This is a genomic window from Streptomyces sp. NPDC048392, from assembly GCF_043200575.1.
Classification (GTDB): Bacteria; Actinomycetota; Actinomycetes; order Streptomycetales; family Streptomycetaceae; genus Streptomyces.
Window position 1 is genome coordinate 34,243 of record NZ_JBICYB010000002.1, and the last position, 25,054, is coordinate 59,296.

The window sequence follows — 25,054 nt, forward strand, 5'->3', positions numbered from 1 at the left end:
GAGTGGGGGCCGGTGCGGCGCGTGACCGCCGTGACCGGCCGCGGCCGGTGTGCTTGAGTGTGGGACGCCGCGACCACCCCCGGCGGCGCGGCCCCGGCCCCCACTCGCCGGGCCGGACCGGAACCGCATGACGTGAAGGGAACCAGTCGCCCCGTGCACGTGCTGATCCTCGGCGGCACCACGGAGGCCCGCCGTCTCGCCGAACTGCTGGCGGCCGAACGGCTGCCGGGACTGCGCGTGACGAACTCCCTGGCGGGCCGGGTCTCCGCGCCCAGGACGCCGCCAGGCGAGCTGCGCGTCGGCGGCTTCGGCGGCGTCGAAGGGCTCGCCGCCTGGCTCCGCGAGCACACGGTCGACCTGCTCGTCGACGCCACGCATCCCTTCGCCGGCACGATCGGCTTCAACGCGGCAGACGCCGCCGCCACCGCCCGGGTCCCGCTGCTCGCACTGCGCCGCCCCGGCTGGCGGCCGGTCGAGGGAGACCGCTGGCACGAGGCCGGTTCCCTGACGGAGGCCGCCGCCGTGCTCCCCGCCCTCGGCCGGCGGGTCTTCCTGACCACCGGCCGCCTGGGACTGGCCGCCTTCGCCGGCCTGTCCGGCCCGTGGTTCCTCGTACGGACCGTCGAGGCGCCCGGGGAGCCCCGCCCGCCCCGCATGGAGGTCCTGCTCGACCGGGGCCCCTTCACCGTCGGCGGGGAGCGCGAGCTGCTGCGCCGGCACCGGATCGACGTCCTGGTCACCAAGGACAGCGGGGGAGCGGCCACCGCACCGAAGCTGACGGCCGCCCGCGAGGCAGGGCTGCCCGTGGTCGTGGTGCGCAGGCCGCCGGTGCCCGGGGGAGTGCCGGTCGTGGCCGAACCCGGACAGGCGGCGGGGTGGGTCCGGGAGGCACACGCCAGGCGCCTGCCCCCGGATCAGGTCCCGCTCACTCCTCCTCGCCGGCGATCGCGTTGATCGCGGCGGCGGCCATGGCGCTGCCCCCGCGTCGGCCCCGTACGACCAGGTGGTCCAGGCCCGAGGGGTGGGCGGCCAGGGCGTCCTTGGACTCGGCGGCACCGACGAAGCCGACGGGCACGCCGATGACGGCGGCCGGGCGGGGCGCGCCCTCCTCGATCATCTCCAGGAGCCGGAAGAGCGCGGTGGGCGCGTTGCCGACGGCGACCACGGCCCCCTCCAGCCGGTCGCGCCACAGCTCCAGCGCGGCGGCGCTGCGCGTGGTGCCCAGCTCGGCCGCCAGCTCGGGAACGGCGGGGTCGGACAGGGTGCACACCACGTCGTTGTTCGCGGGCAGCCGCCCGCGCGTCACGCCGCTGGCCACCATCCGCACGTCGCACAGGACGGGCGCCCCGGCCAGCAGGGCCTCGCGGGCGCGGGCGACCACACCGGGCGTGTACGCGAGGTCGCGGACGAGGTCGACCATGCCGCAGGCGTGGATCATCCGGACGGCGACCCGGCTGACGTCGGCGGGCAGTCCGGAGAGGTCGGCCTCCGCGCGGATGGTGGCGAAGGACTGGCGGTAGATGGCCGCGCCGTCCTTCTCGTAGTCGTAGTACCTGGTCACGGTGCTCTTCTCGCTGCTCTGGGTCGGCGGACGGCCACGGCGGCGAGCATACCGACCGTCCCGCGTCCCCGGGTCGCCGTCACCACGGCGGACGGGCCCGACGACGCCCTGCACGCGGAGGCCGGCGACGAGGCCGGACCTCCAGGTGCCACCCCCCGCCGCACCCGTAGAAGCGACGGTCACCCGTTGGAAGCGACGGTCACCCGTGGACGAGACGGTTCACAGCTGGTCTCCCGGCGACGGCGTGCGCGTACGAGGCCCCAGGGACCCGCGCCCCCGAGGTCCCAGACGGGCCGCCGCGGGAAGTCGGCGGCGACCACCTCGCTCAGGTACCGGCTCGACACCGCGAGCACCGTCAGGCCGAAGGCCGCGATCGCCAGTCCCCCCAGCACCGGGCGCCGCTTCAGTACCTCACCCACGCCGTCCCCCTCCTCGGAACCCGGGCTCCTCGGAACCCGGGCAACTGTACGGGGGGCCGCGTGCCGGCCCGCCGCACCTGCGCCGAGCGGGCCGGGCGCCGAGGACGCCCCCGCGAAGGCGACGTGCCGGAACGCGGCAGCGAACGGCCGGCCGGGACTGCCCGCCAGGCACCTGTCAAGGACGTGTAATAGACGTGTAAAGTCCGTCGCGGTGTGCCGGGAAGTCTGGTCGGCGACAGGAAACAGCTGTCTTCGCCGATCGGGGTTGGTCTTCATGGTGCTCATCGCGGTCTTCGGTGCCGCTCTGCTCATCGCGGTTCTTCTCTCCGGGCTCGCGGCCCGGACCGTGCTGTCCACCTCCTTCCTCTTCCTCGTGGGCGGCGCGCTCGTCAGTGACGGGTTCCTCGGGCTGATCCACATCACGCCGGACAGCGACATCGTCGCGGTCACCGCCGACCTGGCGCTGTTCGCGGTGCTGTTCACCGACGGCATGCACGTGTCCTTCCCGAAGCTCAGAGAGAGCTGGAAGAACCCGGCCCGTGCCCTCGGCCTTGGCATGCCCCTCGCCTTTGTCGGTATGTCGCTGATCACCCACTACCTGGTCGGGTTGGACTGGACGACCTCCTTCCTCGTGGGCGCCGTCCTGGCCCCGACGGACCCGGTGTTCGCCTCGGCGATCGTGGGCCGCAAGGAAGTACCTCCCAAGCTGCGGCAGTTGCTGAACGTGGAAAGCGGCGTCAACGACGGGCTCGCCCTGCCGGTGGTTCTCGTCCTCATCGCTGCCGCAGGACCGACCAGCGGCCACGCGGAGACGTCCTTCGGCAAGATCGCCCTGGAGCTCGGGCTGGGGCTCGCCTTCGGTGTGGTGCTGCCGCTCCTGGTCAACGGGCTCGTACGGTTCCGGCTGCTGGGGGCGGAGCCCAAGCTGCAGCCACTGCTGCCGCTGGCCACCGGGATCATCCTGTATGCCGCGTGCCACCTGACCCACGCGAACCCGTACCTGGCCGCCTTCTCCGCGGGCGCCGTCCTCACCGCCGTGTCGCCCGAGGCGAAGACGGCCTTCGAACCGCTGGGCGAGGCGCTCGCGGAACTGGCCAAGTTCGCCGCACTGCTGGTCTTCGGCGCACTGCTGACGCCCCGGCTCTTCGCCGACCTGTCCTGGACCGGCTACGTGGCCGTGCTCCTGGCGATCGTGCTGGTACGCCCGGCCTCGATGATGATCTCGCTCGTCGGCACGCGGTTCGACCGACGGGAGAAGCTGGTGGCCGCCTGGTTCGGCCCCAAGGGCTTCGCGTCCGTGGTCTACGGGCTTCTCGTGCTGCAGGCCGGCATCCCGCAGGGGGAGCAGGCGTACACGCTCATCGCGGTCTGCATCGCCTTCTCGATCATCGCCCACAGCAGCACCGACGTGCCCATCGCCAGGGTCTTCGACGTGGAGGACCTGGCGGGCATTCCCGAGCCCGCGAGCGCCGCGCAGACGCCGGTCGCGGGCCGGGAGGACGGCGGTGTCCGCCGGCCGTGAGCGGGGCGGGCGCCGCGGGGAGCGAGGCCCTGCGGAACGGCGGGCCGGCCGCGGGAGCGCTGCGCCTCTCCTGCTCGCCGCCGAAGCGCTGCTCCCGCCCGGCGGGTACGGCGAACGGGCCCGTGCTCACCAAGGCGCGAGGTGAGCACGGGCCCGCCACCGGCCTACGGCCGGGGAGCCCCCGGGGGAGCCGGTCCGCGTGCGGCGGTCAGACGGTGGTCTTCACCGACTCCTGGTCTTCTTCGCCGTCCCCGGCGCTCGCACCGGTGTTCCGGGCGCGGACGAACTCCAGGAAGGTGTTGAGTTCGCGCTTGACGACGGGGGCGAGGAGGTAGAGGCCGATGATGTTGATGACGGCGAGGGAGAAGAGGACCGCGTCGGCCAGGTCGATCAGGGTCTGCAGCGTCAGCAGCGAGCCCGCGACGGCGAAGACGGTGTAGAGGACCTTGTACGTCACCTCGCTGGCCCGGCTGCGGCCGAACAGGTAGGTCCACGCCTTGAGGCCGTAGTAGCCCCAGGTGAGCACGGTGGAGACGGCGAACAGCATCACCGCGACGGTCAGGACGTACGGGAACCAGGGCAGTACCGTCTCGAAGGCGTCCGACGTGATGGTGACGCCCCCGATGCCCTCCTCGCCGGCGCGGGCCTCGGCCCAGCTCGCCGGGTTGGCGATGACGATGGTCAGAGCGGTCATGGTGCAGACCACGACGGTGTCGATGAACGGCTCCAGCAGCGCCACCAGACCCTCGCTCGCGGGGTGCTTGGTCTTGACCGCGGAGTGGGCGATCGGCGCGGAGCCCAGACCGGCCTCGTTGGAGAAGGCGGCCCGCTTGAAGCCGATGATCAGCGCGCCGAGCACACCGCCGGCCACCCCTTCGGGGTTGAACGCTTCCTCGACGATGGTGCCGACGGCGTCCGGGACCGCGGTGACGTTGACCAGGATCACGACCAGGCACGCGACGACGTAGATGCCGGCCATGGCGGGCACGAGCCTGCTGGTGACGTTGGCGATGGAGCGGATGCCGCCGAGGAGCACGATGCCGACCAGAGCGGCGAGGAGGAGGCCGAAGAACAGGGCGCCGGCGGAGGAGCCGACGGCGCCGTCCTCGCCGCCGGTGACGGAGACCAGCTGCGCGTAGGACTGGTTGACCTGGAAGAGGTTGCCGCCGAAGAGGCCGAAGAACAGGATCATGAAGGAGGCGAGGACCGCGAGGACCTTGCCGAGGGTCTTGCCGTTCTTGCCGAAGCGCTCGGCGAGGCCCTTGGGGAGGTAGTGCATCGGGCCGCCGGAGACGGTGCCGTCGGCGTGCACCTCGCGGTACTTCACGCCGAGGGTGACCTCGACGAACTTGGTGGCCATGCCGAGCAGGCCGCACAGGATCATCCAGAAGGTGGCGCCCGGGCCACCGATGGAGACGGCGACGGCCACACCGGCGATGTTGCCGAGGCCGACGGTGCCGGAGACGGCGGCGGTCAGCGCCTGGAAGTGGTTGACCTCACCGGCCGACCCCTTCTCGTCGTACTTCCCTCTCACGACGTCGAAGGCGAGCTTGAACTTGCGGACCTGGATGAACCCGAACCAGCTGGAGAAGACCAGTCCGGCGACGACGAGCCAGGCGACGATGAGGGGGAGGTCGGTTCCGCCGACGGGGACGGTGTAGAAGACGACTTCTCCCAGCCACTTGGCTATGGGCTCGAAGAATCCGCTGACTGCTTCGTCGACGGACTGGGTGACGGAGTCGAGTGACACGGTGGCTACCTCGGTGACGCTGGTCTGGCGGGCGGGGAGTCCGCCTGGGTGAGCGGTCTATGGGCGAACGTCGTTGTCCGATGAGCGGACCCGGGGTACACGGCGCGGTTCCGGACCGTGACCAACCCGGGCTGTAGTGGTGTACAGGCCGACCCTCCACAGATCGGCGGGCGGCCGAGTTACCTGCGGAGTTGCGCCGTTGTACCACGTCTTTGCCGCAGCTTTAGTGATGCATCTCACGTGACGGTTCGTAACCGGTGAAAGTCCCAGCAGGTGAGACCGGACCGTTATCCGGCAGCGGGAAGCGTGCCGTCTGCACCTATGCGGACCCGGTCGGATGACGGACGGGCGGACGCCGGCCGAACCGGAGGGGCGCCTCGCCGGTGCTCAGCCTCGCTCGGCGGGCCAGTCCAGGAGCCGGGCGCCGATGGTGGCGGTCTGCAGCATGTAACGGTGGGACGGGTCCGTGGGATCGGCGCCGGTGAGCTGGTGGATGCGCTCCAGCCGGTAGGTGAGGGCCCGCACGCTCAGCGAGAGACGGCGCGCCGCCGCCGCGGCGACACAGCCCGACTCGAAGTACGCGGTCAGGGTCTCCAGTAGCGGCCCGGCGCCGCCGCGGGCGGTGGCCAGCGGACCGAGCGTGTCGTGGACCAGGTCGGCCATGGCCTGGCGGTCGCGGGTCAGAACGGGGTAGACGAGCAGGTCGGCGGCGCGCAGCACCGGGTCGTCGAGGCCGAGCCGCCCGGCCAGGTCCAGGGCGTTGAGCGCTTCCTCGTAGGACTGGACGACTCCGCCGGGGCCGGGATGCGAGCGGCCGATCGCCACCCGGCCGCCGCCGGTGGCGGCGTGCGCCTGCTTGGCGAAGTAGGGCAGCACCTCGTTCTCGTTGCCCGGCGCGATGCACAGGAGCCGGCCGTCCTTGGTGGTGAGCAGGACGTGGTGGTTTCCGAACCGCGCCAACAGCGCCTGCTCCACCTGGCGCGGGGCGCCGGACCCCTCTTCGTAGGAGTCGGTGCCCTGTGCGACGGCGACCGCGTGGGCGTGGGACAGGCGCAGCCCGAAGCGTTCGGCCCGTTCGGCGAGCCGTCCGAGGTCACTGCGCCCGTGCAGCAGGTCGTCGATGAATTCGCGGCGTGCCGCTTCCTCCTGCCGTACGGCGATCCGCTGAGCGCGTTCGTAGCCCTCCGCGAACGCGTCGATCACCTGGTGGACGGCTGCCAGGGCCCGGTCGGTCGGTGCGGAGAGCCGGGGCCAGACGGCGAGCGCGGCGGACAGATGTCCACCGACCAGGGCGCGCAGTCCGTGGCCGGCCTCCGCTGCCCGTTCGCCCAGCGCCCGTCTGGAGTCGATCTCGTCCCGGGTCAGCCGACGCCCGGTGGAGGCGACCTCCGTGAGGATCCGTTCATAGCCGGCCAGGTACTCCCCGGGAATGTCCCTGTCCCTCACACCCGCCCCCTGAGACAGTCGTCCGCCCATGACGCGCGCTTCCCCTCGGCGGCGTGTCCACAGACCCTAGCGAACGCCTTCGAGGCGGGGCGGCCCGGTCCCGGCGCTGGGCCCGGCTCCGTCGGGCACGGCCTGCGTTGCTGCACGGCGATGATCGTCGCCAGGGACATCTCGCAGCGCGCCGGCGGCCGGGCCGGGCTGCCGGGGACGTTGGACCATGTCTCCAGGGGTGCCACCTCCCAGGTGTGCACCGCGGTCACCGGCTCGGATGAATCGGGCATACGTTGACGTATGCCGCGAGGTCAATTTTTGCCTCGCAAACATGCCCGTAAGAGAATGGGGAGGGTGCTGCCCTTGGAGGTGCGCCATGTCCGCTGCCGGCCCGGCACCCGCCCAGCGTGAGACCACTCCGGCGGAACGAGGGCCTCGTCCGGTCCGGATCACGTCGTCGATCAACGGCGCCGAGCACGCCCTCGGCATCGAACCACGCGTCAGCCTCCTGGACGCGCCGCGGGAGCGCTACCTCCGCGCGACCGACGCCGCGAACGCCGTCGAGGCCGCGTACGCAGTCGGCTCCCGCATCGCCGCCGGGCGGGTCACCGGCATCGACGCGATCGCCGCACAGGCCGAGGAGAGCGTCCAGGCCGTCCTCACGCACCGGACGCTGCCCAGAACGGCCGAGCAGCCCCCTCTCGTCCCCCTCTCGTCCCCTCGCTCGGCGGCACGGCGGCGCCCGGTCAGACCTTCTTCCCCATGCACGACGACACGGTGCACCACGCGGGCCGGCAGATGGCGCCGGTCGTCGCCGACACCTGGGAGCGAGCCCGGCCCGCGGCGCGGCTGCTGCGCGTCTCCTTTGAGGAGACCCCTCCCGTCACCACCCTCGACCAGGGCCGCGATCTGGCCTACGAGCCTCGTCAACCCCTCGGAGTCAAAGGCGTCGGCGGGAACGGTCGGGTCGGCGTGTCCGCCGCCCTCGCCAACGCGGTGCACCACGTCACCGGGCGGCGGATACGCAAGCTGCCGATCACGATCGAGGACCTCGTCTGAGCGCGTGCGCTCTGCCCGCAGGAAGTGGGGGCGGAGTCGTACCGGAGGAAGTACGTCGGACCACCGAATGTGAGACAGGGCCGGAAGGCGGACACCCATGGAGGCAGCGGACCCCGCCCGCGATCCGGAAGGCGTGGACCTGGGGGACGATGTCGTCCCCGCACTGCGGGCCCTGCTGACCGACTCGGTCGTCGGTCTCGCCGTCTGGGACACCGACCTGCGGTGCGTCTGGGCCAATGACGCTCTCGAACGCTATGACGGGATCCCTCGGGAGCAGCGCCTGGGCCGCCGGCCGAGGGATTCCCTGGCCGGCGACGCCGACCGACTGGAAACCCTCGTACGCTGGGTGCTGGAAAGCGGCCACTGTGTCACGGACCGCGATTACCGTGTTCCGGCGGCGGGGAAACGACGGGATCGTGCCTTGTCGTCCTCGTTCGTCCGCCTGCACGACGCGGCCGGGCGCCCCCTCGGGGTGTGCATGATGATGCTGGTCGTCACCGACCGGCGGTGGACCGGGGACCGCCTGACGGTGGTCAGCGAGGCCGGTGCGCGCATCGGCACCACGCTGGACGTCACGCGTACGGCACAGGAACTGGCCGACTACACGGTGCCGTTGATCGCCGACTTCGCGACCGTAGACCTCACCGAGGCGATGCGACTCGGAGAGGAACCGCTGGACCGGATGGGCCCCTCTCGCGGGCGGATTCCCAAGTTCAGGCGAGCGGGGCGGGCCTCGATCCACGCCGGTGCCCCTGAGTCGCTGTGGTCGAGCGGCGAGGTGGTGTACGTCCCTGAGACCTCGCCGTTCACACAGGTGCTGTCCACGGGCCGTCCCCTGCTGGAACCGCTGCTCGACACCGCGCGCGACACCTGGCTGGCCGAGGATCCGGCGCGGGCCGCGAAGATCCGCGCATACGGCATGCACTCGCTGCTGATCCTCCCGGTCCACGCCCGGGGCATGCTCCTGGGCGTGGCGGTCTTCGTACGGACGTCGAACCCGACGCCGTTCGACGAGAGCGACCAGCTCCTGGCAGAGGAACTGGTGGCCCGGGCCGCACTGAGCCTGGACAACGCCCGTCGGTACACCCGGGAGCGCAACACCGCCCTCGCCCTCCAGCGCAGCCTGCTGCCGCGTCGGATACACGGCGGCACCGCCATGGAGGTGGCCGCCCGCTACCTCCCCGCGGACGCCGAGGGCAGCGTCGGCGGCGACTGGTTCGACGTCATCGGGCTGCCCGGCGGACGCCTGGCCCTCGTCGTCGGCGACGTGGTGGGGCACGGTGTCACCGCGGCGGCGACCATGGGGCGACTGCGTACGGCCATCCGCACGCTCGCGGACCTCGACCTCCCCCCGGGGGAGCTGCTGACCAGGCTGGACCGCACGTTCATCCGGCTGACCGAGGACGACGAGGCCGCTGACACGGAGATCCCGTCCATGGGCGCCACCTGCGTGTACGCCGTCTACGACCCCGCCGTCCGCAAGTGCACGCTGGCGCTGGCCGGCCATCCGCCGCCCGCCGTCGTACATCCGGACAGGGGAGTCTCGTTCCCCGACCTGCCGCACGGGACTCCACTCGGCCTCGGGATGCTGACCTTTCCGACCGCGGAGCTGGACCTGGCCGCGGGCAGCCTGCTCGCCCTGTTCAGCGACGGCCTCGTCGAGGACCGCCACCAGGACATCGACGTCGGTCTGCGGCGGGTGGGACGTGCGCTCTCCCAGCGGGCCGCGTCCCTCGACGACCTCTGCACGGCCGTGATCGGCACACTGCCCACCACGGCTCCGGCCGACGACGTCACCCTCCTGCTGGCCCGTGGGCTGTGAGGCGTCCGGCAGTCACGGCGCGTCTCGCACCGGCCGGCCGGCGACCGCTCTCACACCGGCCGGCCGCGCCCGGTCAGGGAGGTGACGAGCGTCGCGGCGATGTCCCGCAGTTCGTCGGGTCCGTGGTGCGCGCGTTCCATGACCGCCAGACCCCGGGTGGTCGTGACCACGAGTCGGGCAGCCGACCGCAGATCGACGGTGAGGCCGCCGTCCTCGATCGCGGCGAGCCCGTCGTGGACGACGTCTTCGAGGTCGTCCAGGAACGTGCGCGCCGCGGTCTCCACCTGCGCGACCTCCGTGCTCGCGTCGATGACCGTCCGGGTCGACAGACAGCCCCTGGCCGGTGTGCCTGCCGTGATCGACCGGATGCAGTGGTCGAAGAAGGCCAGCAGCGCCGAGCGCCGGTCGTCGGCGCGCAGTGCCTCGGCCGCGTCGCCGAGGAAGGTCCGGGTGTAGACGCCGAACACCCGCAGGAAGATCTGCTCCTTGCCGCCGTAGGCGTGGTAGAGCGAGCCGCGTTGGACGCCGGTGCCGGACGCGAGGTCCAGCATGGAGGTCGCGCGGTACCCGCGGACCGCGAAGACTTCGAGGGCGCGGCCGAGTGTCCGCTGTTCGTCGAATTGACGTACTCCGGCCATCCGGTCCCCTCGGTTCCCCGTCGGCGGCATCATGCGCGCCGACTGTTGACACTGACGTCCAACATAGCGTCGCGCGTGCCGGGGCGGCGAGAACGGCGAGGTGAGGGGCCTGCCCCCGGGTGGTCCCCGGGCGAAGGGACGCGGCCGAGTCCGCGCCGGGCCCGGTCAGGCAGTGGTGGCCCGTCCGCCGGACATGCGCCGGTGCAGTTCCCAGGAGGCGCGCTCGACCCAGTTCTGTGCGAGCCTGCCGTCCGGCCGTACCTCCCACACGGCGGTCCCGCTGAAGGAGATCGGCTGCCGGTCGGGCTTCGTGCCCAGAACGCCGTTGTTCTTTCCGTGCACCACCCAGCGCGAGGCGACCCGGCTTCCGTCGTGGTTCTGGAAGGACTCGACGACCTCCAGCCGGAAGTCGAGGACCGTTTCCAGGAAGGCTCCGACCCACGCCTTGAAGTTCTCCCGCCCCTCGACGCGCTCACCGGCGTTGGTGATCACGAAGTCCTCGGTCACGAAGTCGTCGATCTTCTGAGGGTTGCGGTCGTTCCAGACCTCCTTCCAGAAGGCTTCCACGATCTCAACGGAACTCGCGTACGTCATCGGGCTCTCCCTCTGTCTGCCTGGCACAATGTTTGACAGTGGTGTCAAACATGCGGGTGCCGGCTCGCGGCGGCAACAGGGGCTCCCGGCCCACCCCGGCCCGGCCCACCGCGACCCGCCCCGGCCCGGCCTCGGCCCACCGCGACCCACGCCACGCAAGGTGTGGGAAGGGAAGCCGCGCTGGAACCCGATGCCGACGAAGCCGAGCCCGGGGCGGTGGCGACGCCGCCGTGGTGGTGGGACCGGCCGTCGGTGTCCAGGACGCCGCTTCCGTTCAGGTAGGGGTGGGCGAGGTGGTATCCGGTGGCCCGGATGGCCGTGTCGACCGGTTCCTTGGTGCCGTCGGCCCACACGACACCCTCGGGCGTGAGTCGGGCGGACATCTCGCGCCGCCGGACCGCGGACCCGGCTCGGACGGTGGTCAGCCGCGCAGGTCGAGCATGGCGGCCATGGCCGCCACCACGGACGGGGCGACCTGGTAGTAGACCCAGGTGCCGCGCCGTTCGGAGGTCAGCAGGCCGGCCTCGCGCAGCTTCTTGAGGTGATGGGAGACGGTCGGCTGGGAGACGCCGACGTCCGCGATGTCGCACACGCACGCCTCGCCGCCCGGGTGGGAGGCGACCCTGGAGAACAGCCGCAGGCGCACCGGGTCCGAAAGCGCCTTGAACATGGCGGCCATCCTCTCCGCGTCGGCCCGGGACAGCTCCCCGGCGGTGATCGGCGGGCAGCACGGTACGACGTCACCGTCCCGCAGGACGGGCAGTTCCACGACCTCTGATTTCGACATGTGTCTATGTTGACACTCGTCGATACGAGTGGCAAGCTCCGAGGTGCAGGGATATTGACAAGCATCGAAGCAAGGAGTCGTCGTGACCACCACCCTCCGTACCGCGCTCACCGCGGCCCGGGCCCGCCGCATCGCCCGCCACCTGGCCGGCATCAGCTTCTGCGACAGCTGCGCCCAGGTCAGCGACCGCGCCTCCCGAGCGGCGGAACGCCGGCAGCACGCCCAGCCGGCCGCCTTCACCCCCGCGCGCTGACCCCTTCATCCCCAGAGGAGACCGAGCATCATGACCAACCAGCAGCTCCCCGTCGTCGTCATCGGCGCCGGTCCCGCCGGACTCGCCGCCGCCGCCCACCTCGTCGAGCGCGGCATCGAGCCCCTCGTTCTGGAAGCGGGCGACAGGGCCGGCGCGGCCGTGCGCGAGTGGAGCCACGTGCGCCTGTTCTCCACCTGGGGCGAGGTCGTCGACCCGGCCGCCGAGAAGCTCCTCGCCCCCACCGGCTGGACCCGGCCCGACCCGGCTGCGTATCCGTCCGGCGGCGACTGGGCCGAGCAGTACCTGCAGCCGCTCGCCGACGCCCTCGGCGACAAGGTCCGCACCGGCGCCGCCGTCACCGGTGTCTCCCGGGCCGGGCGCGACCGGATCGTCGACGCCGACCGGGAACAGCGGCCCTTCGTCGTGCACGTCGAGTACGCCGACGGCCGCGAGGAGCGCCTCTTCGCCCGGGCGGTGATCGACGCGTCCGGCACCTGGGCCAAGGCCGGACCGGCCGGCGGCGGCGGCCTGCCCGCGCTCGGCGAGAAGGCGGCGGCCGACCGGATCACCTACCGCGTGCCGGACCTGAAGAACCCGGCCGTCCGTGCCCGGTACGCGGGCAGGCGCACGGCCGTCATCGGTTCGGGTGCCTCCGCGTTCACCGCGCTCGCGTACCTCGCCGAGCTGTCCGAGTCCGAGGGCGGTGCGGGGACGCACGCGGTGTGGATCCTGCGCCGCGGCATCTCCGGCTCCACCTTCGGTGGCGGCACCGCCGACCAGCTCCCCGCCCGCGGTGCCCTCGGCCTCGCCGCGAAGGCCGCTGTCGACAAGGGGCACGCCGACGCGGTCACCGGCTTCCGCACCGAGGCGTTCGAACGCGACGCCGACGGACGGCTCGTCCTCCTCGGCGAGGACGGACGCCGTCTGGACGCGGTGGACGAGGTGATCGTGCTGACCGGGTTCCGCCCCGATCTGTCCTTCCTCGACGAGCTGCGCCTGGGCCTGGACGAGCGCCTCCAGGCGCCGGTGGAACTCGCCCCGCTCATCGACCCCAACCAGCACTCCTGCGGCACCGTCTACCCGCACGGGCACCGCGAGCTCTCCCACCCCGAGCAGGGCGTCTACCTGGTCGGCATGAAGTCCTACGGCCGCGCCCCCACCTTCCTGGCCATGACCGGGTACGAGCAGGTCCGCTCCGTCGCCGCGGCCATCGCCGGCGACCTCGACTCCGCCGACCGCGTCGAACTCACCCTCCCGGAGACCGGAGTCTGCGGCGGCGCGGGCCTCTTCGACACCCCCGACGCCCAGCAGGCCGACGGCGGCGGCTGCTGCGCCGCACCGGAACCCCGGCTCGTACGGCTCGCCGCGCCCACGGCGGCCGGCGCGGCCGCCGAGGACGCTTCGGCGGGCGGCTGCTGCGGCTCGTGACCGGCCTCCACACCCACGACAGCGGGGCCGCGACCGGAACAGGGGACCGGTCGCGGCCCCGCGCCGCCCTGCCCGCCCTCTGCCTGACGCAGATCGTGAGCTGGGGCATCGTCTACTACGCCTTCCCCGTGCTCAACCCACAGATCACCCGGGCGACCGGCTGGTCGGCCGGAGCGACTACGGCGGCGTTCTCACTCGGCCTCGTCGTCTCCGCGCTCGCCGGAATCCGGGTCGGGCGCGTCATCGACCAGCGCGGCCCGCGCGCCGTCATGACGATCGGCTCGGCCCTCGGCGTCACCAGCCTGCTGGTGGTCGCCACGGCGCCCAACCCGCCCGTCTTCTTCCTCGGCTGGGCGCTCGCCGGACTCGCGATGGCGGCGACCTTCTACCAGCCCGCCTTCGCCGCCCTCACCCGTTGGTGGGCCCCCGACCACATCCGGGCGCTGACCATCGTGACCCTCGCCGGCGGCCTGGCCTCCACCGTCTTCGCCCCGTCGACGGCCCTGCTCGCCGACCACCTCTCCTGGCGCCACACCTATCTCGTCCTGGCCGCCGTCCTCGCCACCGTCACCATCCCCGCCCACGCCCTGGCGCTGCGTGGCCCCTGGCCCGAAGCTCCGCCCACAACCGGGCACGCGGCCACCGGAGCGACCGGAATTGAGCGGAGCAGGCCCTTCCTCCTGCTCGCCACCGCCTTCACACTGTCGGCGTTCACGATGTACGCCGTCGTCGTGGCCCTCGTCCCGCTTCTTCTGGAACGCGGTTACACGACCAACCAGGCAGCCTGGGCGCTCGGACTCGGCGGCGCCGGACAGACCCTCGGCCGTACCTTGTACGCAGCACTGGCCCGGCGCACCCCGGTGACGGCCCGCACGACGATCCTGTTCGTTCTGGGCGGCCTCACCACCGCCGCGTTCGCTGCCGTACAGGGCCCCTATGCCCTGCTGCTCACCGTGTCGATCGCGGCCGGCACGGTCCGAGGCAATCTCACGCTGCTGCAGGCCACCGCCGTCCCCGACCGCTGGGGCACCAGCCACTACGGTCGGCTCTCCGGACTGCTCGCGGCCCCGGCAACCGTCGCGGCCGCCATGGCTCCCTTCGCCGGAGCAGCGCTCGCAGCGCCACTCGGTGGGTACAGCCACCTCTTCGTGCTCCTGGCCATCGTCTCCATGACCGCCGCATGCACCGCGGCCTGGACCACCCCCGACGCCGGCAACCGGGACGGGGACGGGGAGAAGAACCGCCCGCCTGCCGAGTCGTCATGAGCGCACCGAGCGGGCGATGGCGTCGGGTTCCTTCGGCTGGGTGCCGTCCCCGGGGGAGGGCCGCGAACGGGCGGTCGCGCTCGCGGGACCGGTAGGACGGCAGGGTCGAGTACGGCCCGCTCGGGGCGTCGGGTCGCGGCAGGGGCCGGTGGCGTTCGAACGTCCTCCGCACCGGTGTCCCGGCGTCCACCGCCGGTAAGGGGGCTCCGTGGACACGCGGATGAAACGGGCGGCCGGGAGGCGCCGGGGCGGCGGGGCACAGACTCGCCCACGTGTCACTCGTCCGGTTGGAAGATACGGCCGTCCGGCCCGGCGACGGCTGGGCGCGAACGCGGTCGCGCACCGAGGGGGACTACTTTTCACCCGGCTGGAAACGCGTTGCCCGACCCAGGGCAGAGAGGCGGACCGCCGCCGTCCCACGGCCGTCCATGTGCTCTGCCGAGTGAGGAACGTGATGGCGACCCGTACCGAGCCGGTGGCTCCCGTCACCGTCACCGTGGCCGAGCGCCGTGGCCGGGGCCAGGCGGTGGTCACCCGGCTGTCCACGACCGGTCACAAGGCGACCGGTCACAAGGCGACCGGTCACAAGACGACCGGGCACCCGTACCTGACCACGTCGTTCGCGTTCTTCCCCATCGGCGGAGCACCGGCCATGGTGGCGCGGGCGGAGCCGGCGCGGCCGGGCCTGCGGAGCGTGCCGGCGGAGGCGACCTCCGGCCCACCGCCCCGCCACGACCGCGCCACCCGGCCCGGAACCCGCCCCGCGTCCCTCGCCCCGCACCACCCCGCGTCGGCCTGCCTGGGCCGGGCGGAGAACACCGGGCGACGCGACGCCCTGCACCCGAACGGCCACAGGGGCGACCGGACATGACGGAGAAACGCCCCCGCCGCCCGCCCTCCTCGACCGCCTCGGCCATCGCGGCACAGGCGGAAGGCTTCCTGCTCGCGCGGGAGCACCGGCACGACGCAGACCGCGAGGCGCAGGCCCTGTGCAGCGCCCTCACCTGGCTGACCACCGCCCAGGCGGAAGACCTCACGCGTCACTACGTCAGCCACCGCATCGCCCTGTCCCGCCGGATGCTCAGCGCGACGGTGAACCGCGCCGACGAGCTGCGCGGGGAGTACGAGGCCCGGTACCAGCAGTTGCGGCGCGACCTGCTCAGACGCCACGCGGCGTGGGCGTGCGGCATGGTGGTCTGCGCGGCCGGCGTCGGCGGTGCGCTGTGCATGTGGGCGCGATGAGCCGCGAGCACGGGTGACCGGTGCGCCGCGGCTCCGCCGCTGGGCGCTCGGGCAGCGCGGACGAGGTCACTCACCGGTCGTCTTGGCCACCAGTGCGCCGTACGTCAACTGCAGGGCGTCCGCGCCGGCCAGCGCGGTGAGCGCCCCCATGGTGATGCGGGTGGCGCGGGGCCACAGAAGCTGTCCGGCGGTGAGCGTGGAGGCCACCCAGACGCTCATGCAGAACGGGCACGTCACGAGTTCCCCGACCGTGTCCTTGGCGCCCTCCGGCCGCGCCTCCTCGTGAAGCTCGGCCGGCCCCTGCGGGCCCTGGAACACGGTGAAGGGTGCCCTCAGCGGGCTGGTCACCGACGCCTTGCTCAGCAGCCGGCTCAGCCGGAACGTCGCCACCGCGGTCAGAGCCACGTCCCAGGGCACGGGCCGGTCCGGCAGCGGACGGCCGCGCATCCCGACCACCGTCGCCCACCCGGCCGTGTACACGCCGAAAGCCGCCATGGCCGCCAGATACCCGCGCAGCGGGCGGTCCTCCCCCGCCGCCGAGTACGTGCGTTCGGTGCGTCGCCACCGTCGCCTCAGACGCTCCGCGAGACGACCGTCAGAAGTCGCGTCCATGGCCTTCGTCCTCTTCTGCCTGTGCCTGTGCCTGTGTCTGTGCCGGAGCCTCTGCCTGTGCCTCGTCCGCTTCGCGCTCGGCCGGGCTGTCCGTACCGTCCCCCCGGCGCAGCCTGACCTCCACCTGCCCGTCGACGACGCGGGTGTCGAAGGCGGGCTGGGGCGCGGTGGCGGGGCCGCGGACGTTCCAGCCGTCCGAGAGCCGGAAGACGCTGCCGTGCCAGGGACACCGGACACATCCGTCGGCGACCGTGCCCTCGGAAAGCGGGCCCGCCAGATGACTGCACCGCTCGGCCAGTGCGTGGAAGGCCCCGCCGGTTTCGCGCACCACCAGGACCGGCACATCGTCCACGGCACGCCGCACGGGCCGGCCGGCGGGGAAGTCGTCCACGGCGCCGATCCGGTGCCAGCCCTCGCTGACGACGTGCGGCACCTCCTCGGCGTGGTTGGCGCCGGAAGCCTGCCGGTATGCCAGGTGGCCGCCCAGCACGCCTCCCAGACCGACCCCCGTCAGCCCGAGGAACCCGTAGGCGCGACCCGCTCCGGCCCGCCCGGTGAGGCGGCAGACGAGCGAGGCGCCGTACAGTCCCACGGCCGCCGTGTTGGCCACGGCGTGCACCAGTCCCACCCGTGTCTGCTGCCGGTGGAGTTCGGCCCAGTCCACCGCGCCCGCCAACGCGGCGGGCCCGGCCGCCACCAGTCCGACGCCCACGAGGAAGCCGGCCTCTCGGGAACGGCCGGGCCACAGGTCGAGTACGGCGGCGGACAACCAGCTGCCGATCGGTACCTGCACCAACAAGGGGTGCACGGGATGGCCGAGCCACCTGCCGTGCAACGCGTCCCGTGCGCGGCCCAGCGGGAGAGCCCGGACTCTCCTCGTCAGCACGTCGATCGCCGCGTCCGCCCTGGGGCTGCGCTCCAGGGCGTCGAGCAGCCGAAGCATCCGGTTCTGGCCCATACGGCGACGACCTGGATTCATGCTCATGGGCGGAGGGTCCCCCCGTGAAGAGGGGGCAAACAGCCGGCCCGGTGTCGTGCCCCGGCCGACCGGTCGAGCGCCCCGGCCGGCCAGGAGACGCGGGGTCAGCCCTTGCCCATGGCTTTGCGGACGGCGTCCTTGGTGCGGTCCATGAGGGCGGCGACCGGTCCGAGGGCCATGTTCTTCGCCCCTGACTCGACACCCGGGTGGGGCCGGGTGGGTGCCATCGCCTCGGCGGCCTTGATCGCTTTCGCCATCGCGGCCAGGTTGCCGGCGTCGGTGCTGCGGCGGATGTGGGTGAACTCGTAGCGTTCCTCGGCCCGCGCGTGTGCCTGGACGTCCTTGCGCAGCTTGAGCAGCTGGGGCATGAACTTCGGGTCGTCGGTGTCCAGCTCGTCCAGGGCGGCCAGCGTCTCCTTGGCGGCCTTCTCCTCGGCGAGGCGTTCCTTCACGACCTGCTCGCCGCCGGGGAAACCCTTCCGGGCGAAGGGATGGACGACCTCCTCCTCGGCGGTCTCGTGCACGGCCAGCAGGCGCACCAGTCGGCGGAAGGCGTCGCGGCGCTCGTCGCCCTTGGCGGCTTCGACCTCGTCGAAGAGGTTGCGGATGTCGCCGTGCTGGCGCATCAGCAGGGCGACGACGTCGTCGTCCTTGGCCCGGTCGTCGCCTGCGGACGGGGTGTGCAGCTCGGACATCTCGGCTCCCCTCACTTCTCGCGCTGCGCGGGGTCGGGGTGCTCGCCCTCGGTCTGGACGCGGTACTCACGGCCGAACATCTCGTCGTGCCCGGTCATGACCCGGTCGCTCGGGGGCGCCTCGCCGCCGTGGATCTGCTCCTGCATCTGCTCGAACCGTTCATGCGCCTCGCGGACGTAACCGGCCCCGAGCGTGGTCAGGTCCATCTGGGTGTCGAGCAGTTCGCGCAGGTAGCCCTTGTTCGGCTCGAAGGTCAGCACGTTGGGCAGCTCGGGGGCCAGGACCGAGGCGGGGTCGCGGCCGTCGTGCCGGCGCATCAGGTCGCAGGCGGCGTGCAGGTGCTCCAGCTCCATGTTCAGGTGCAGCTCCCAGATCGCCTTGACCCTGGGGTCGCTCTCCTGCTCCATGAAGGAGTGGTACAGGTAGCACTCGTTGTACTCGTGGTTGACCAGCTGCTCCCACCACGTCTCACCCGGGTCGACCAGCGACTCGTAGTGGGTGACGTGTTCCTCCTCGATCAGCCCGATCTCCTGGTACAGCTGGCGGGCGATCGGCTCCATGTAGGTGGGACCGGTGTTCATGTAGAAGTTCATGGTCTGCTGCTCCGCCGACATGATCGTCAGCGCGTGCAGCTTGGAGAGCGGATCGGTCTGGTCCTTGGCGTACGGGTCGCGGACGTTGTCGACCGGATTGCGGTGGTGGAGCCTGGTGGGCCGTCCGGGCATGACTTCGGTCAGGCCGTCGACGATCGACTCCGCCTTGCGGTGCTCGATCATCTCGTACAGGTTCGCGTACCGGTACAGGTGGTCGAAGTCCTCCAGCACACCGAACTGGTACGCCTGCTTCAGGTACGGGTCGGGCTCCATCCGCGCCACCCACGCCGTCAGGTCCACCGCGACCTGCTCGTAGGCGATCGTCGTCTCCAGCACCGACGACACCCCCGGCAGGAGCCAGTTCACCACCTTCTGCTGCTGGGCCTCGATGTAGCGGACCCGGGCCAGCTGCCTCTTGATCTCCGGATCCACCGTGTGCCGGGCGAGCTGGTGGCTGAACAGGATCGCCTCCACCTCGATCCCGTTCATCGTGATGATCCGGCACCGGGTGTACGGGTCGCAGTGGTCGGGATCGATCGGATCCACGTTCAGCTCACGCCAGTTGCGCAGCTGGCGGTCCAACGGGATACCCCGTTGCCCAAGCGGGTTGAACGTCATGGGGGGTGCCTCCTGAGGCCGAGGACGGACTCGTGCGCCGGCCGGGGTACCCCGTTGTCGGGTGGCGAGCGCAGACGTGGCTCCCAGTCTGTTCACCATCGGTGTTTTCCAGCCACCGCTCACGCCCGCGGGCCGCGTGGTTCCCCCCGGGTGGGTGAACCGGGCGAGCGGGCACCGTGCCTGTCGCCGCGCGTGTCCGCGCCTCACCCGGACGACACGGCGCTCAGCGGCGGACCACGGCGGCCGCCCGCCGCCCAGGGCACATCGGCGCCCCCGGCAGAACCAGTGCGCCCCGATGTGTCCTGGCCGCACGACGGCGCCCAGCACGGAAGAAGGGCGAGGCCCGAAGACCCCGCCCACCTCCACCGAGACCTATGCTCAGGGCCACACCAGGCAGTACGGTCACGCGACACTCATGTACGGAGACCGCTGGGGAACGATGACCTGTCTCGGATGCGTAAGCCGTATGGCCTCCACCCGCGCGCGTCTCAGATATTGTGCAGAGGCCATCCGGCCACATGGAAGCGGGCAGACTAAGGGGTAGAGCGGAGAGGAGGCGGATCGTGTCGGACATCGATGCTTTGATCAACGCGTTCCTCGATGTGGACACTCGCTTCAGCGTGCCCCTGTACACCCAGGAGGCAGCGGCCCGGTACCTCCGCACTCCCTCGTCCACGTTCCGGTCGTGGGCACGCGGCTACCACAATCACTTCCCGGATCGCCCGGACGTCGTCGGCGCCCCTCTGATCACTTGTCTGGGCAACCCGCGTACTGGCGCATCCGTACCCTTCATCGGACTCGCCGAAGGCATGTTCCTATCGGCGTTGAGGGCAGCCAACGTGCCCATGCAGAAGATCCGACCTGCACTGGAACTGGTCCGCGACGAACTTGGTGTCGAGCACGCACTGGCGTCCCGACGCCTGTACACCGATGGGGCGGAACTGCTCTACGAAGTGAGCGATCACCTCGATGGTGAGGAACGCATCGAGCCTCGCAAGGTCATCGTCCTGCGTAACGGGCAGTACGTATTCCGCGAGGTCGTCGAGCGGTACATGAAGCAGATCAGCTACGACGCCGATGGTGTGGCTGCCTACGCCAACCGAGTCATACTGCCTGGCTGGGAGGTTGCAGAGATTGCGGTGAAGGCGGACGTCAACTTCGGGCAGCCTTATTTCGTCCACAACGGCACCCCCCTTTCCCTCGTCGAAGATGCTATCGCTGAGGGCGTCCCCTTCGAAGAGACAGCTGCCGCGCAAGGACTGCCTGAAGAGCAGGTTGCCGAGGTCGACTACCCGTCGGAAGCGCCATGGGGCGGCCTGCCCCGGCCGACTGCCCTGGTGAGGCAGGATTGCTGCCATGCGGACCCGACCTGTGCTGGTTTACGACGGTGACTGCCGATTCTGTACGACGTCAGTCACCCTCCTCGAACGCCTGCTACGACCCGACTGCTCCATCACGCCGTGGCAGTTCGCCGACCTGGCCTCTCTGGGCGCCACTCAGCGTCAGGCCGAGTACGAGGCCCTGTGGATCACGCCCGACGGGGCCGTGTACGGCGGTGCGCAGGCGGTGGCCAGGCTGCTGCTGCGGGCAGGCAAGGGGTGGGCCGTTTTCGGCGCGCTGCTCACCCTGCCGCCGTTCCGCTGGGTCGCGCACGGCGTCTACCGGATCGTCGCGAACAACCGAGACCGCCTGCCGGGCGGGACCGCGACCTGCGCCCTGCCCGCAGGCCGTCGCTGACGGTCGCGCCGGCGGACCGTCGATGTCACCCTGTCCGCCCTTCCGCCGAACGTCACCGCAGGTGCAGGCCGGGGCTCCCGGGCTTGACCCGCGGAGGCACTGCACCAACCCCCGCCACCCCGGTCTCTCCGCGGGGCCGCGGCAGCCGTACGCCGAGCCGCCGTGCCGTACGGCGCCCCAGGCGGGGCAGCGAGGTGTAGAAGCGGTCCGGCAGGAACACGGCGTCCGCGACGATCATGGCGCCCGAGAAGACCGGCAGCCCCAGCAGGACCGCGATGCCGGCGTGCATGCCCAGCAGGACTGCGAGGACGGGGTACTTGAGTCTGCCGGACAGTACGAACGGGAAAGCGACCTGGGTGAGCACGGTCAGGTAGCTGATGGCCGCGATCGCGAGAGGGTACTGGTCCAAGAAGTGGGAGAGCGCGGGCCAGGGCTGGAAGAGTTCGAGGTGCAGTACGTAGTGGAGTGCCGTGCCGTCGGCCCAGTACGATCCCTGGACCTTGTACAGGCCGGCTGATCCGTACAGGAAGCAGACCTGGGCCGCGATGATGAACACACCGCAGTTGTGCACCACGGTGGTCAAGGTGACGCGGGCGTCACGGAGTGGCCGAGCGGTCGGGCCGGGACTCTTCGCACGGGTCGCCGCACCGGCCGCGCGAGACGCCTTGCGCCGCTCGCGGCGTGCGTCCAGGGACCAGCGTCGGCCGCACGCGGTGAGCACGAGGTAGAGGGACATCAGGAGGACCAGGTTGTCGCCTCCGTCCGTCATGAAGATCGAGCGGGCGTGGAACGACGTCACCACGGCGGCGAACACCATGGACGTGGCCCGGGTCCGCCAGCCGAGCATGAACAGCGCGGACGCCACGAGAGCCACCCCGTAGCACAGCTCGAAGTAGGCCCGGTTGTCCGACAGGAGCAGGAAGCTGTACCACCCGGTCTGGTCGAAGAGCTGCGCGGCCAGCGCGGGTGTCCACGGGGAGTCCGGACCCCAGATCTCGTGGCGGTGCGGGAACTCGCGGAGCAGGAAGACCAGGTAGAGCAGTCCGTAGCCGATGCGCAGTACCGACGTGGCGTACAGGGACACCGGTCGGCCGGTGACGAGTGTGACTGCCGCAGCGGAGAGCTTGCGCAGCTGTTCACTTCCCATGAGAGGTCACCTTCCACCAGGGCAGGAGTCGGTTCTCGACAGGTTTCGGTGGGCTGTCCGCCGCGTTGGAGCCGGGCGCCGCGACGGGGAGCGTGATGACCCGGAGCTGAACGAAGTCGATGTCGCGGCCGCTGTCGCCGCGGTGTTCGGCGATGCGGTCCGAGGCGATGTTGTTCATGTATTTCTGGAGCATCACGGCCCGCTCCGAGCGTGCCGTGTCGTCCTTCCCGTGCGTTTCGGCGTAAGCGGCCCAGGCGCGGCGCAGCAGATTCTGCGCCGTGTGGCTGGGAAACGCCTGGTGTTCGATGGCCTCACTGTCCACGGCCGACAGATCGAACCAAGGACTGACCTGCATCGATCCATCGGGGCCGACGTGCGCGGTTCTCGCCAGGACCTGTCGGTTGACAGAATCGGGATTGGGTGCGAAAAGACGCCAGTTCTGTTCGAAGAGGGGGTAGACCCATGCGTCGATCTGCTGGCTGTAGCGCCGAGAGACGGGGTTGGGCGGTGCGACGTGGAAGAAGACGAGGACGACGTGGACCAGAGTCACGGCCAGGCAGAGGAACACGGTCGTATGCAGGACCGCGTTGAGTAGGCGCACGCCCACGGGACGTGGTCCGGAAGCGCCCGGTTCGCCGTGGCGTTCTCGCGGCGGATCGGAGTCGCACTGCTCGAGGTCCTGCACGTCCGCTGGTTCGATTCGGCTGGACACCGCCCACCTTGCCTTCATGTCTTCTGCCCGCGATCGGTATGCATCTGGAGACGCACCGGAGGCGCGCTGCGGAATCGATGTGATTCCGCAGCGCGCCGTCATCCGGTGAAGGAACTCATCGCAGCTCGATGGGCTGTCTAGCCCTTGGCGTCCTCGTGTTCCTCGGTCTTCGGGGCGTCGCCGTAGCCGTAGCTGCCGGGGAACTCGTCAGGTCCCATGCCGTAGCCGTGGTCCGGCTTGCTGGGCATCCCTCCGTTCTCCTTGCCGGGCTTGCCGCCCTCGTCGTGACCCTCTCCGTGGCCACCACCGGGCTTACCGCCATGGTCGTCCCCGTGGCCGGGCCCACCGGGCTTGCCGTCGTGGCCGCCGGTGTTTCCGGCGGTGACGTTGTTCCCACCGGTGTTCCCGGCGGTGTTGCCTGCCGTGTTGCCGGCGGTGTTTCCGGAGGTGGACCCCACGGTGCCCCCGCCGGTGACGAGCGGCCCGCCCAGGAGGCCGCCACCGATCAGGCCGACGGTGGTGCCGGTGGTCGTACCGGTCGTAGTCCCGGTTGTGGCCCCGGTCGTCGTGCCCGTTGTGGTCCCGGTCGTCGTGCCGGTGGTGGTCCCGGACGTGGTGCCGGTGGTGGTCCCGGACGTGGTGCCGGAGGTCGTGGTCGAGCAGCTGCCCGGGAAGATCCTGTTGTTGTCGAGCGTCACGGCGCCGTTGCGGGCGAGAGCCCGACCTTCGATGTTCGTCCCCGTGGTCACACTGATCGAGGTGAGAGCCATGAGGGTGCCGACGAACGTCGAGTTGGTGCCGAGCGTGGCCGAACTTCCGATCTGCCAGTACACGTTGCACGCCGAGGCGCCGTTCGTGAGCAGCACCCGGCTGGAGGAGGCCGTCGTCAGCGCCTCGGGGATCTGGAAGACCCAGACGGCGTTCGGGTTCCCGCCGGCGTCCAGGATCAGGTCACCGGTGAGGCCCACACCGGACGAAGCGGTGTAGACGCCGGGGAGCAGGGTCTGACCGGCACCGATTCCCGCCGCGAGGGCGAAGTCGGTGGCCTGGCTCGCGGCGTTGTTGTATGCCGTGACGAGGTCGCTCTTGGCGTCGTTGGCTACCTGGTCCGCCGCGTGCACGGCACCGAGTACCTGGCCCGGCGGGAACCCCGAGATGGCCGTCCCCGGACTCACGCCGAGATCCTGACTGAGGAGTGACGGCCCGGTGTTGGTGACCTCAGAACCTGCCAGAACCGAGAAACTGGCAGCCGTGCCGAGGGGTACGGGCGTGGCGATCGCCTCGGCAGGCGTCGGTACGACGGCGACCATCACGGCGGCAACCGTCGCAGCGAGTCCTGTGGTCAGCCATCCGGTCAAAGAGCGGCGCCTGGCCGCCTGCGGGATCTTCAGCTTCATTTGAGAGGCCATTTCCTGTGGAGGGGCCGTGAGCTACCGGGCTTTTTTTCTGCCGGGAAGCTTGAGAATTGGTGGCATATTACGCAGAGATGTGCCCGAGTGGGATTGATTGCAGGCGAGTCGTGCCCGGTTGAAGATTCAGAACCCAAATGCGCGCAACTATTCCTTAATTAACATTTACGTCGGCGGGGTTGGGTGATGGGAAGGGCGGGATTTGATATTTCGCGGCGCGATGCGGTCCGTGTCGAGGGGTGGATGGAGATTCGATCGCCAGTTGAAGCAAAAGATATGAAAGGCGTACATTTGGATGAGAGTGCCGTGTGGCCCTCGTGAGGGAGGACTGTCCCGATGACTGAGAACACCGGCGTCAAGCGTGGTGGAGCGCCCGGGTCTCGCGGCCGGACGACCATCGCGGATGTAGTGGTGGCGAAGATCGCCGGAATGGCGGCGAGGGACGTGCGCGGCGTCCATGCCCTGGGCAGCGGATCCGCCCGCGCGATGGGGTCCATGCGGGAACGGATGCCTGGTGCTGGAAGCGGCCGGTCCGCCACCCGCGGAGTCAGTGTCGAGGTCGGAGAGCTGCAGGCGGCCGTTGATCTGGAGATCGTCGTCGACTACGGCGTCCCGATCACGGACGTGGCCGGTGAGGTGCGCGAGAACGTGGTCTCGGCGGTGGAGCGGATGGCGGGTCGGGAAGTCGTCGAAGTCAACATCACGGTGAGCGACGTGAAACTGCCTGATGAGGAGGAGGAAGAGGAGCAGGAAGAGGGGCAGCGCGTCCAGTAGT

At 71.0% G+C, this 25,054-nt stretch carries 26 protein-coding genes; 12 read left to right on the top strand and 14 right to left on the bottom strand.

Annotation, left to right across the window (positions count from 1 at the left end):
- Positions 1-153: 153 nt before the first annotated feature.
- Complete coding sequence (locus ACGFYH_RS03920; RefSeq protein ID WP_393801936.1) at positions 154-954, top strand: cobalt-precorrin-6A reductase; 801 nt, start codon at positions 154-156, stop codon at positions 952-954.
- Here ACGFYH_RS03920 and ACGFYH_RS03925 read toward each other — a convergent pair.
- Both ACGFYH_RS03925 and ACGFYH_RS03930 read right to left on the bottom strand, forming a co-directional pair.
- Complete coding sequence (locus ACGFYH_RS03925; RefSeq protein ID WP_393801551.1) at positions 926-1,561, bottom strand: precorrin-8X methylmutase; 636 nt, start codon at positions 1,559-1,561, stop codon at positions 926-928. The two genes, ACGFYH_RS03920 and ACGFYH_RS03925, sit on opposite strands and share 29 nt — an antisense overlap.
- A 179-nt stretch (positions 1,562-1,740) precedes the next feature.
- The gene (locus tag ACGFYH_RS03930; RefSeq protein ID WP_393801552.1) at positions 1,741-1,980 is read right to left on the bottom strand and encodes a hypothetical protein; all 240 of its coding nucleotides are present in this window, start codon (positions 1,978-1,980) and stop codon (positions 1,741-1,743) included.
- A gap of 274 nt (positions 1,981-2,254) precedes the next feature.
- Between ACGFYH_RS03930 and ACGFYH_RS03935 the strand changes: the two genes are divergently transcribed.
- On the top strand, positions 2,255-3,502 hold the full coding sequence (locus tag ACGFYH_RS03935) for a cation:proton antiporter (protein ID WP_393801553.1): 1,248 nt from the start codon (positions 2,255-2,257) through the stop codon (positions 3,500-3,502).
- A 208-nt stretch (positions 3,503-3,710) separates the two neighbouring features.
- Here the strand turns inward: ACGFYH_RS03935 and ACGFYH_RS03940 are convergent, their stop codons facing one another.
- A complete protein-coding gene (locus ACGFYH_RS03940) occupies positions 3,711-5,252 on the bottom strand; it encodes an alanine/glycine:cation symporter family protein (protein WP_393801554.1) in 1,542 nt (513 codons plus the stop codon).
- Between the two features lie 387 nt (positions 5,253-5,639).
- Positions 5,640-6,698, bottom strand: a complete 1,059-nt coding sequence (locus tag ACGFYH_RS03945) for a PucR family transcriptional regulator (RefSeq protein WP_393801555.1) — start codon at positions 6,696-6,698, stop codon at positions 5,640-5,642.
- A 753-nt stretch (positions 6,699-7,451) separates the two neighbouring features.
- Between ACGFYH_RS03945 and ACGFYH_RS03950 the strand changes: the two genes are divergently transcribed.
- Both ACGFYH_RS03950 and ACGFYH_RS03955 read left to right on the top strand, forming a co-directional pair.
- Positions 7,452-7,748: a hypothetical protein gene (locus tag ACGFYH_RS03950; RefSeq protein ID WP_393801556.1), complete on the top strand. Its 297-nt coding sequence runs from the start codon at positions 7,452-7,454 to the stop codon at positions 7,746-7,748.
- A gap of 97 nt (positions 7,749-7,845) precedes the next feature.
- On the top strand, positions 7,846-9,570 hold the full coding sequence (locus ACGFYH_RS03955; RefSeq protein WP_393801557.1) for a SpoIIE family protein phosphatase: 1,725 nt from the start codon (positions 7,846-7,848) through the stop codon (positions 9,568-9,570).
- 50 nt (positions 9,571-9,620) lie between these two features.
- On the opposite strand, the gene ACGFYH_RS03960 is transcribed toward ACGFYH_RS03955, so the two are convergent.
- The 3 genes from ACGFYH_RS03960 to ACGFYH_RS03970 form a co-directional block, all read right to left on the bottom strand.
- On the bottom strand, positions 9,621-10,208 hold the full coding sequence (locus ACGFYH_RS03960) for a TetR/AcrR family transcriptional regulator (protein WP_393801558.1): 588 nt from the start codon (positions 10,206-10,208) through the stop codon (positions 9,621-9,623).
- A gap of 165 nt (positions 10,209-10,373) precedes the next feature.
- Entirely contained in the window at positions 10,374-10,802 is a 429-nt protein-coding gene (locus ACGFYH_RS03965) for an ester cyclase (RefSeq protein WP_393801559.1), read from the bottom strand.
- Positions 10,803-11,223: 421 nt separating this feature from the next.
- Complete coding sequence (locus tag ACGFYH_RS03970) at positions 11,224-11,589, bottom strand: ArsR/SmtB family transcription factor (protein ID WP_393801560.1); 366 nt, start codon at positions 11,587-11,589, stop codon at positions 11,224-11,226.
- An 82-nt stretch (positions 11,590-11,671) separates the two neighbouring features.
- On the opposite strand from ACGFYH_RS03970, the gene ACGFYH_RS03975 reads away from it, so the two are divergent.
- The 5 genes from ACGFYH_RS03975 to ACGFYH_RS03995 all read left to right on the top strand — a co-directional run bounded on the left by ACGFYH_RS03975 (position 11,672) and on the right by ACGFYH_RS03995 (position 15,777).
- The gene (locus ACGFYH_RS03975; RefSeq protein ID WP_393801561.1) at positions 11,672-11,842 is read left to right on the top strand and encodes a hypothetical protein; all 171 of its coding nucleotides are present in this window, start codon (positions 11,672-11,674) and stop codon (positions 11,840-11,842) included.
- 30 nt (positions 11,843-11,872) lie between these two features.
- Complete coding sequence (locus tag ACGFYH_RS03980; RefSeq protein ID WP_393801562.1) at positions 11,873-13,270, top strand: NAD(P)-binding domain-containing protein; 1,398 nt, start codon at positions 11,873-11,875, stop codon at positions 13,268-13,270.
- Positions 13,267-14,535 carry an MFS transporter gene (locus tag ACGFYH_RS03985; protein WP_393801563.1) on the top strand — a complete coding sequence of 423 codons (1,269 nt, stop codon included), beginning with the start codon at positions 13,267-13,269 and terminating at the stop codon, positions 14,533-14,535. Before ACGFYH_RS03980 ends, ACGFYH_RS03985 begins: the two co-directional genes overlap by 4 nt.
- Positions 14,536-14,989: 454 nt before the next feature.
- Positions 14,990-15,406 carry a hypothetical protein gene (locus ACGFYH_RS03990; protein ID WP_393801564.1) on the top strand — a complete coding sequence of 139 codons (417 nt, stop codon included), beginning with the start codon at positions 14,990-14,992 and terminating at the stop codon, positions 15,404-15,406.
- On the top strand, positions 15,403-15,777 hold the full coding sequence (locus ACGFYH_RS03995) for a hypothetical protein (RefSeq protein WP_393801565.1): 375 nt from the start codon (positions 15,403-15,405) through the stop codon (positions 15,775-15,777). Before ACGFYH_RS03990 ends, ACGFYH_RS03995 begins: the two co-directional genes overlap by 4 nt.
- A 66-nt stretch (positions 15,778-15,843) precedes the next feature.
- On the opposite strand, the gene ACGFYH_RS04000 is transcribed toward ACGFYH_RS03995, so the two are convergent.
- The 4 genes from ACGFYH_RS04000 to ACGFYH_RS04015 all read right to left on the bottom strand — a co-directional run bounded on the left by ACGFYH_RS04000 (position 15,844) and on the right by ACGFYH_RS04015 (position 19,274).
- Complete coding sequence (locus ACGFYH_RS04000; protein WP_393801566.1) at positions 15,844-16,389, bottom strand: DUF1360 domain-containing protein; 546 nt, start codon at positions 16,387-16,389, stop codon at positions 15,844-15,846.
- The gene (locus ACGFYH_RS04005) at positions 16,373-17,347 is read right to left on the bottom strand and encodes a Rieske 2Fe-2S domain-containing protein (RefSeq protein ID WP_393801937.1); all 975 of its coding nucleotides are present in this window, start codon (positions 17,345-17,347) and stop codon (positions 16,373-16,375) included. The genes ACGFYH_RS04000 and ACGFYH_RS04005 overlap by 17 nt, the downstream gene beginning before the upstream one ends.
- A gap of 125 nt (positions 17,348-17,472) precedes the next feature.
- Complete coding sequence (locus ACGFYH_RS04010; RefSeq protein ID WP_393801567.1) at positions 17,473-18,063, bottom strand: hemerythrin domain-containing protein; 591 nt, start codon at positions 18,061-18,063, stop codon at positions 17,473-17,475.
- 11 nt (positions 18,064-18,074) lie between these two features.
- Positions 18,075-19,274, bottom strand: coding sequence for a hypothetical protein (locus ACGFYH_RS04015; RefSeq protein ID WP_393801568.1), 1,200 nt, complete (start codon positions 19,272-19,274; stop codon positions 18,075-18,077).
- A 563-nt stretch (positions 19,275-19,837) separates the two neighbouring features.
- On the opposite strand from ACGFYH_RS04015, the gene ACGFYH_RS04020 reads away from it, so the two are divergent.
- Together ACGFYH_RS04020 and ACGFYH_RS04025 are read left to right on the top strand one after the other, a co-directional pair.
- Positions 19,838-20,665, top strand: coding sequence for a hypothetical protein (locus ACGFYH_RS04020; protein WP_393801569.1), 828 nt, complete (start codon positions 19,838-19,840; stop codon positions 20,663-20,665).
- Positions 20,631-21,011, top strand: coding sequence for a thiol-disulfide oxidoreductase DCC family protein (locus tag ACGFYH_RS04025; protein WP_393801570.1), 381 nt, complete (start codon positions 20,631-20,633; stop codon positions 21,009-21,011). The genes ACGFYH_RS04020 and ACGFYH_RS04025 overlap by 35 nt, the downstream gene beginning before the upstream one ends.
- A gap of 52 nt (positions 21,012-21,063) precedes the next feature.
- Here ACGFYH_RS04025 and ACGFYH_RS04030 read toward each other — a convergent pair whose 3' ends face one another.
- The 3 genes from ACGFYH_RS04030 to ACGFYH_RS04040 all read right to left on the bottom strand — a co-directional run bounded on the left by ACGFYH_RS04030 (position 21,064) and on the right by ACGFYH_RS04040 (position 24,267).
- Positions 21,064-22,158 (bottom strand): HTTM domain-containing protein, encoded by a 1,095-nt coding sequence (locus ACGFYH_RS04030; RefSeq protein WP_393801571.1) that lies wholly within the window; start codon positions 22,156-22,158, stop codon positions 21,064-21,066.
- Entirely contained in the window at positions 22,148-22,765 is a 618-nt protein-coding gene (locus tag ACGFYH_RS04035) for a DUF5819 family protein (RefSeq protein ID WP_393801938.1), read from the bottom strand. Before ACGFYH_RS04035 ends, ACGFYH_RS04030 begins: the two co-directional genes overlap by 11 nt.
- Before the next feature lie 242 nt (positions 22,766-23,007).
- Complete coding sequence (locus tag ACGFYH_RS04040) at positions 23,008-24,267, bottom strand: ice-binding family protein (RefSeq protein ID WP_393801572.1); 1,260 nt, start codon at positions 24,265-24,267, stop codon at positions 23,008-23,010.
- Between the two features lie 348 nt (positions 24,268-24,615).
- Here ACGFYH_RS04040 and ACGFYH_RS04045 point away from each other — a divergent pair, with 348 nt between their 5' ends.
- A complete protein-coding gene (locus ACGFYH_RS04045) occupies positions 24,616-25,053 on the top strand; it encodes an Asp23/Gls24 family envelope stress response protein (RefSeq protein WP_393801573.1) in 438 nt (145 codons plus the stop codon).
- Position 25,054 lies beyond the last annotated feature (1 nt).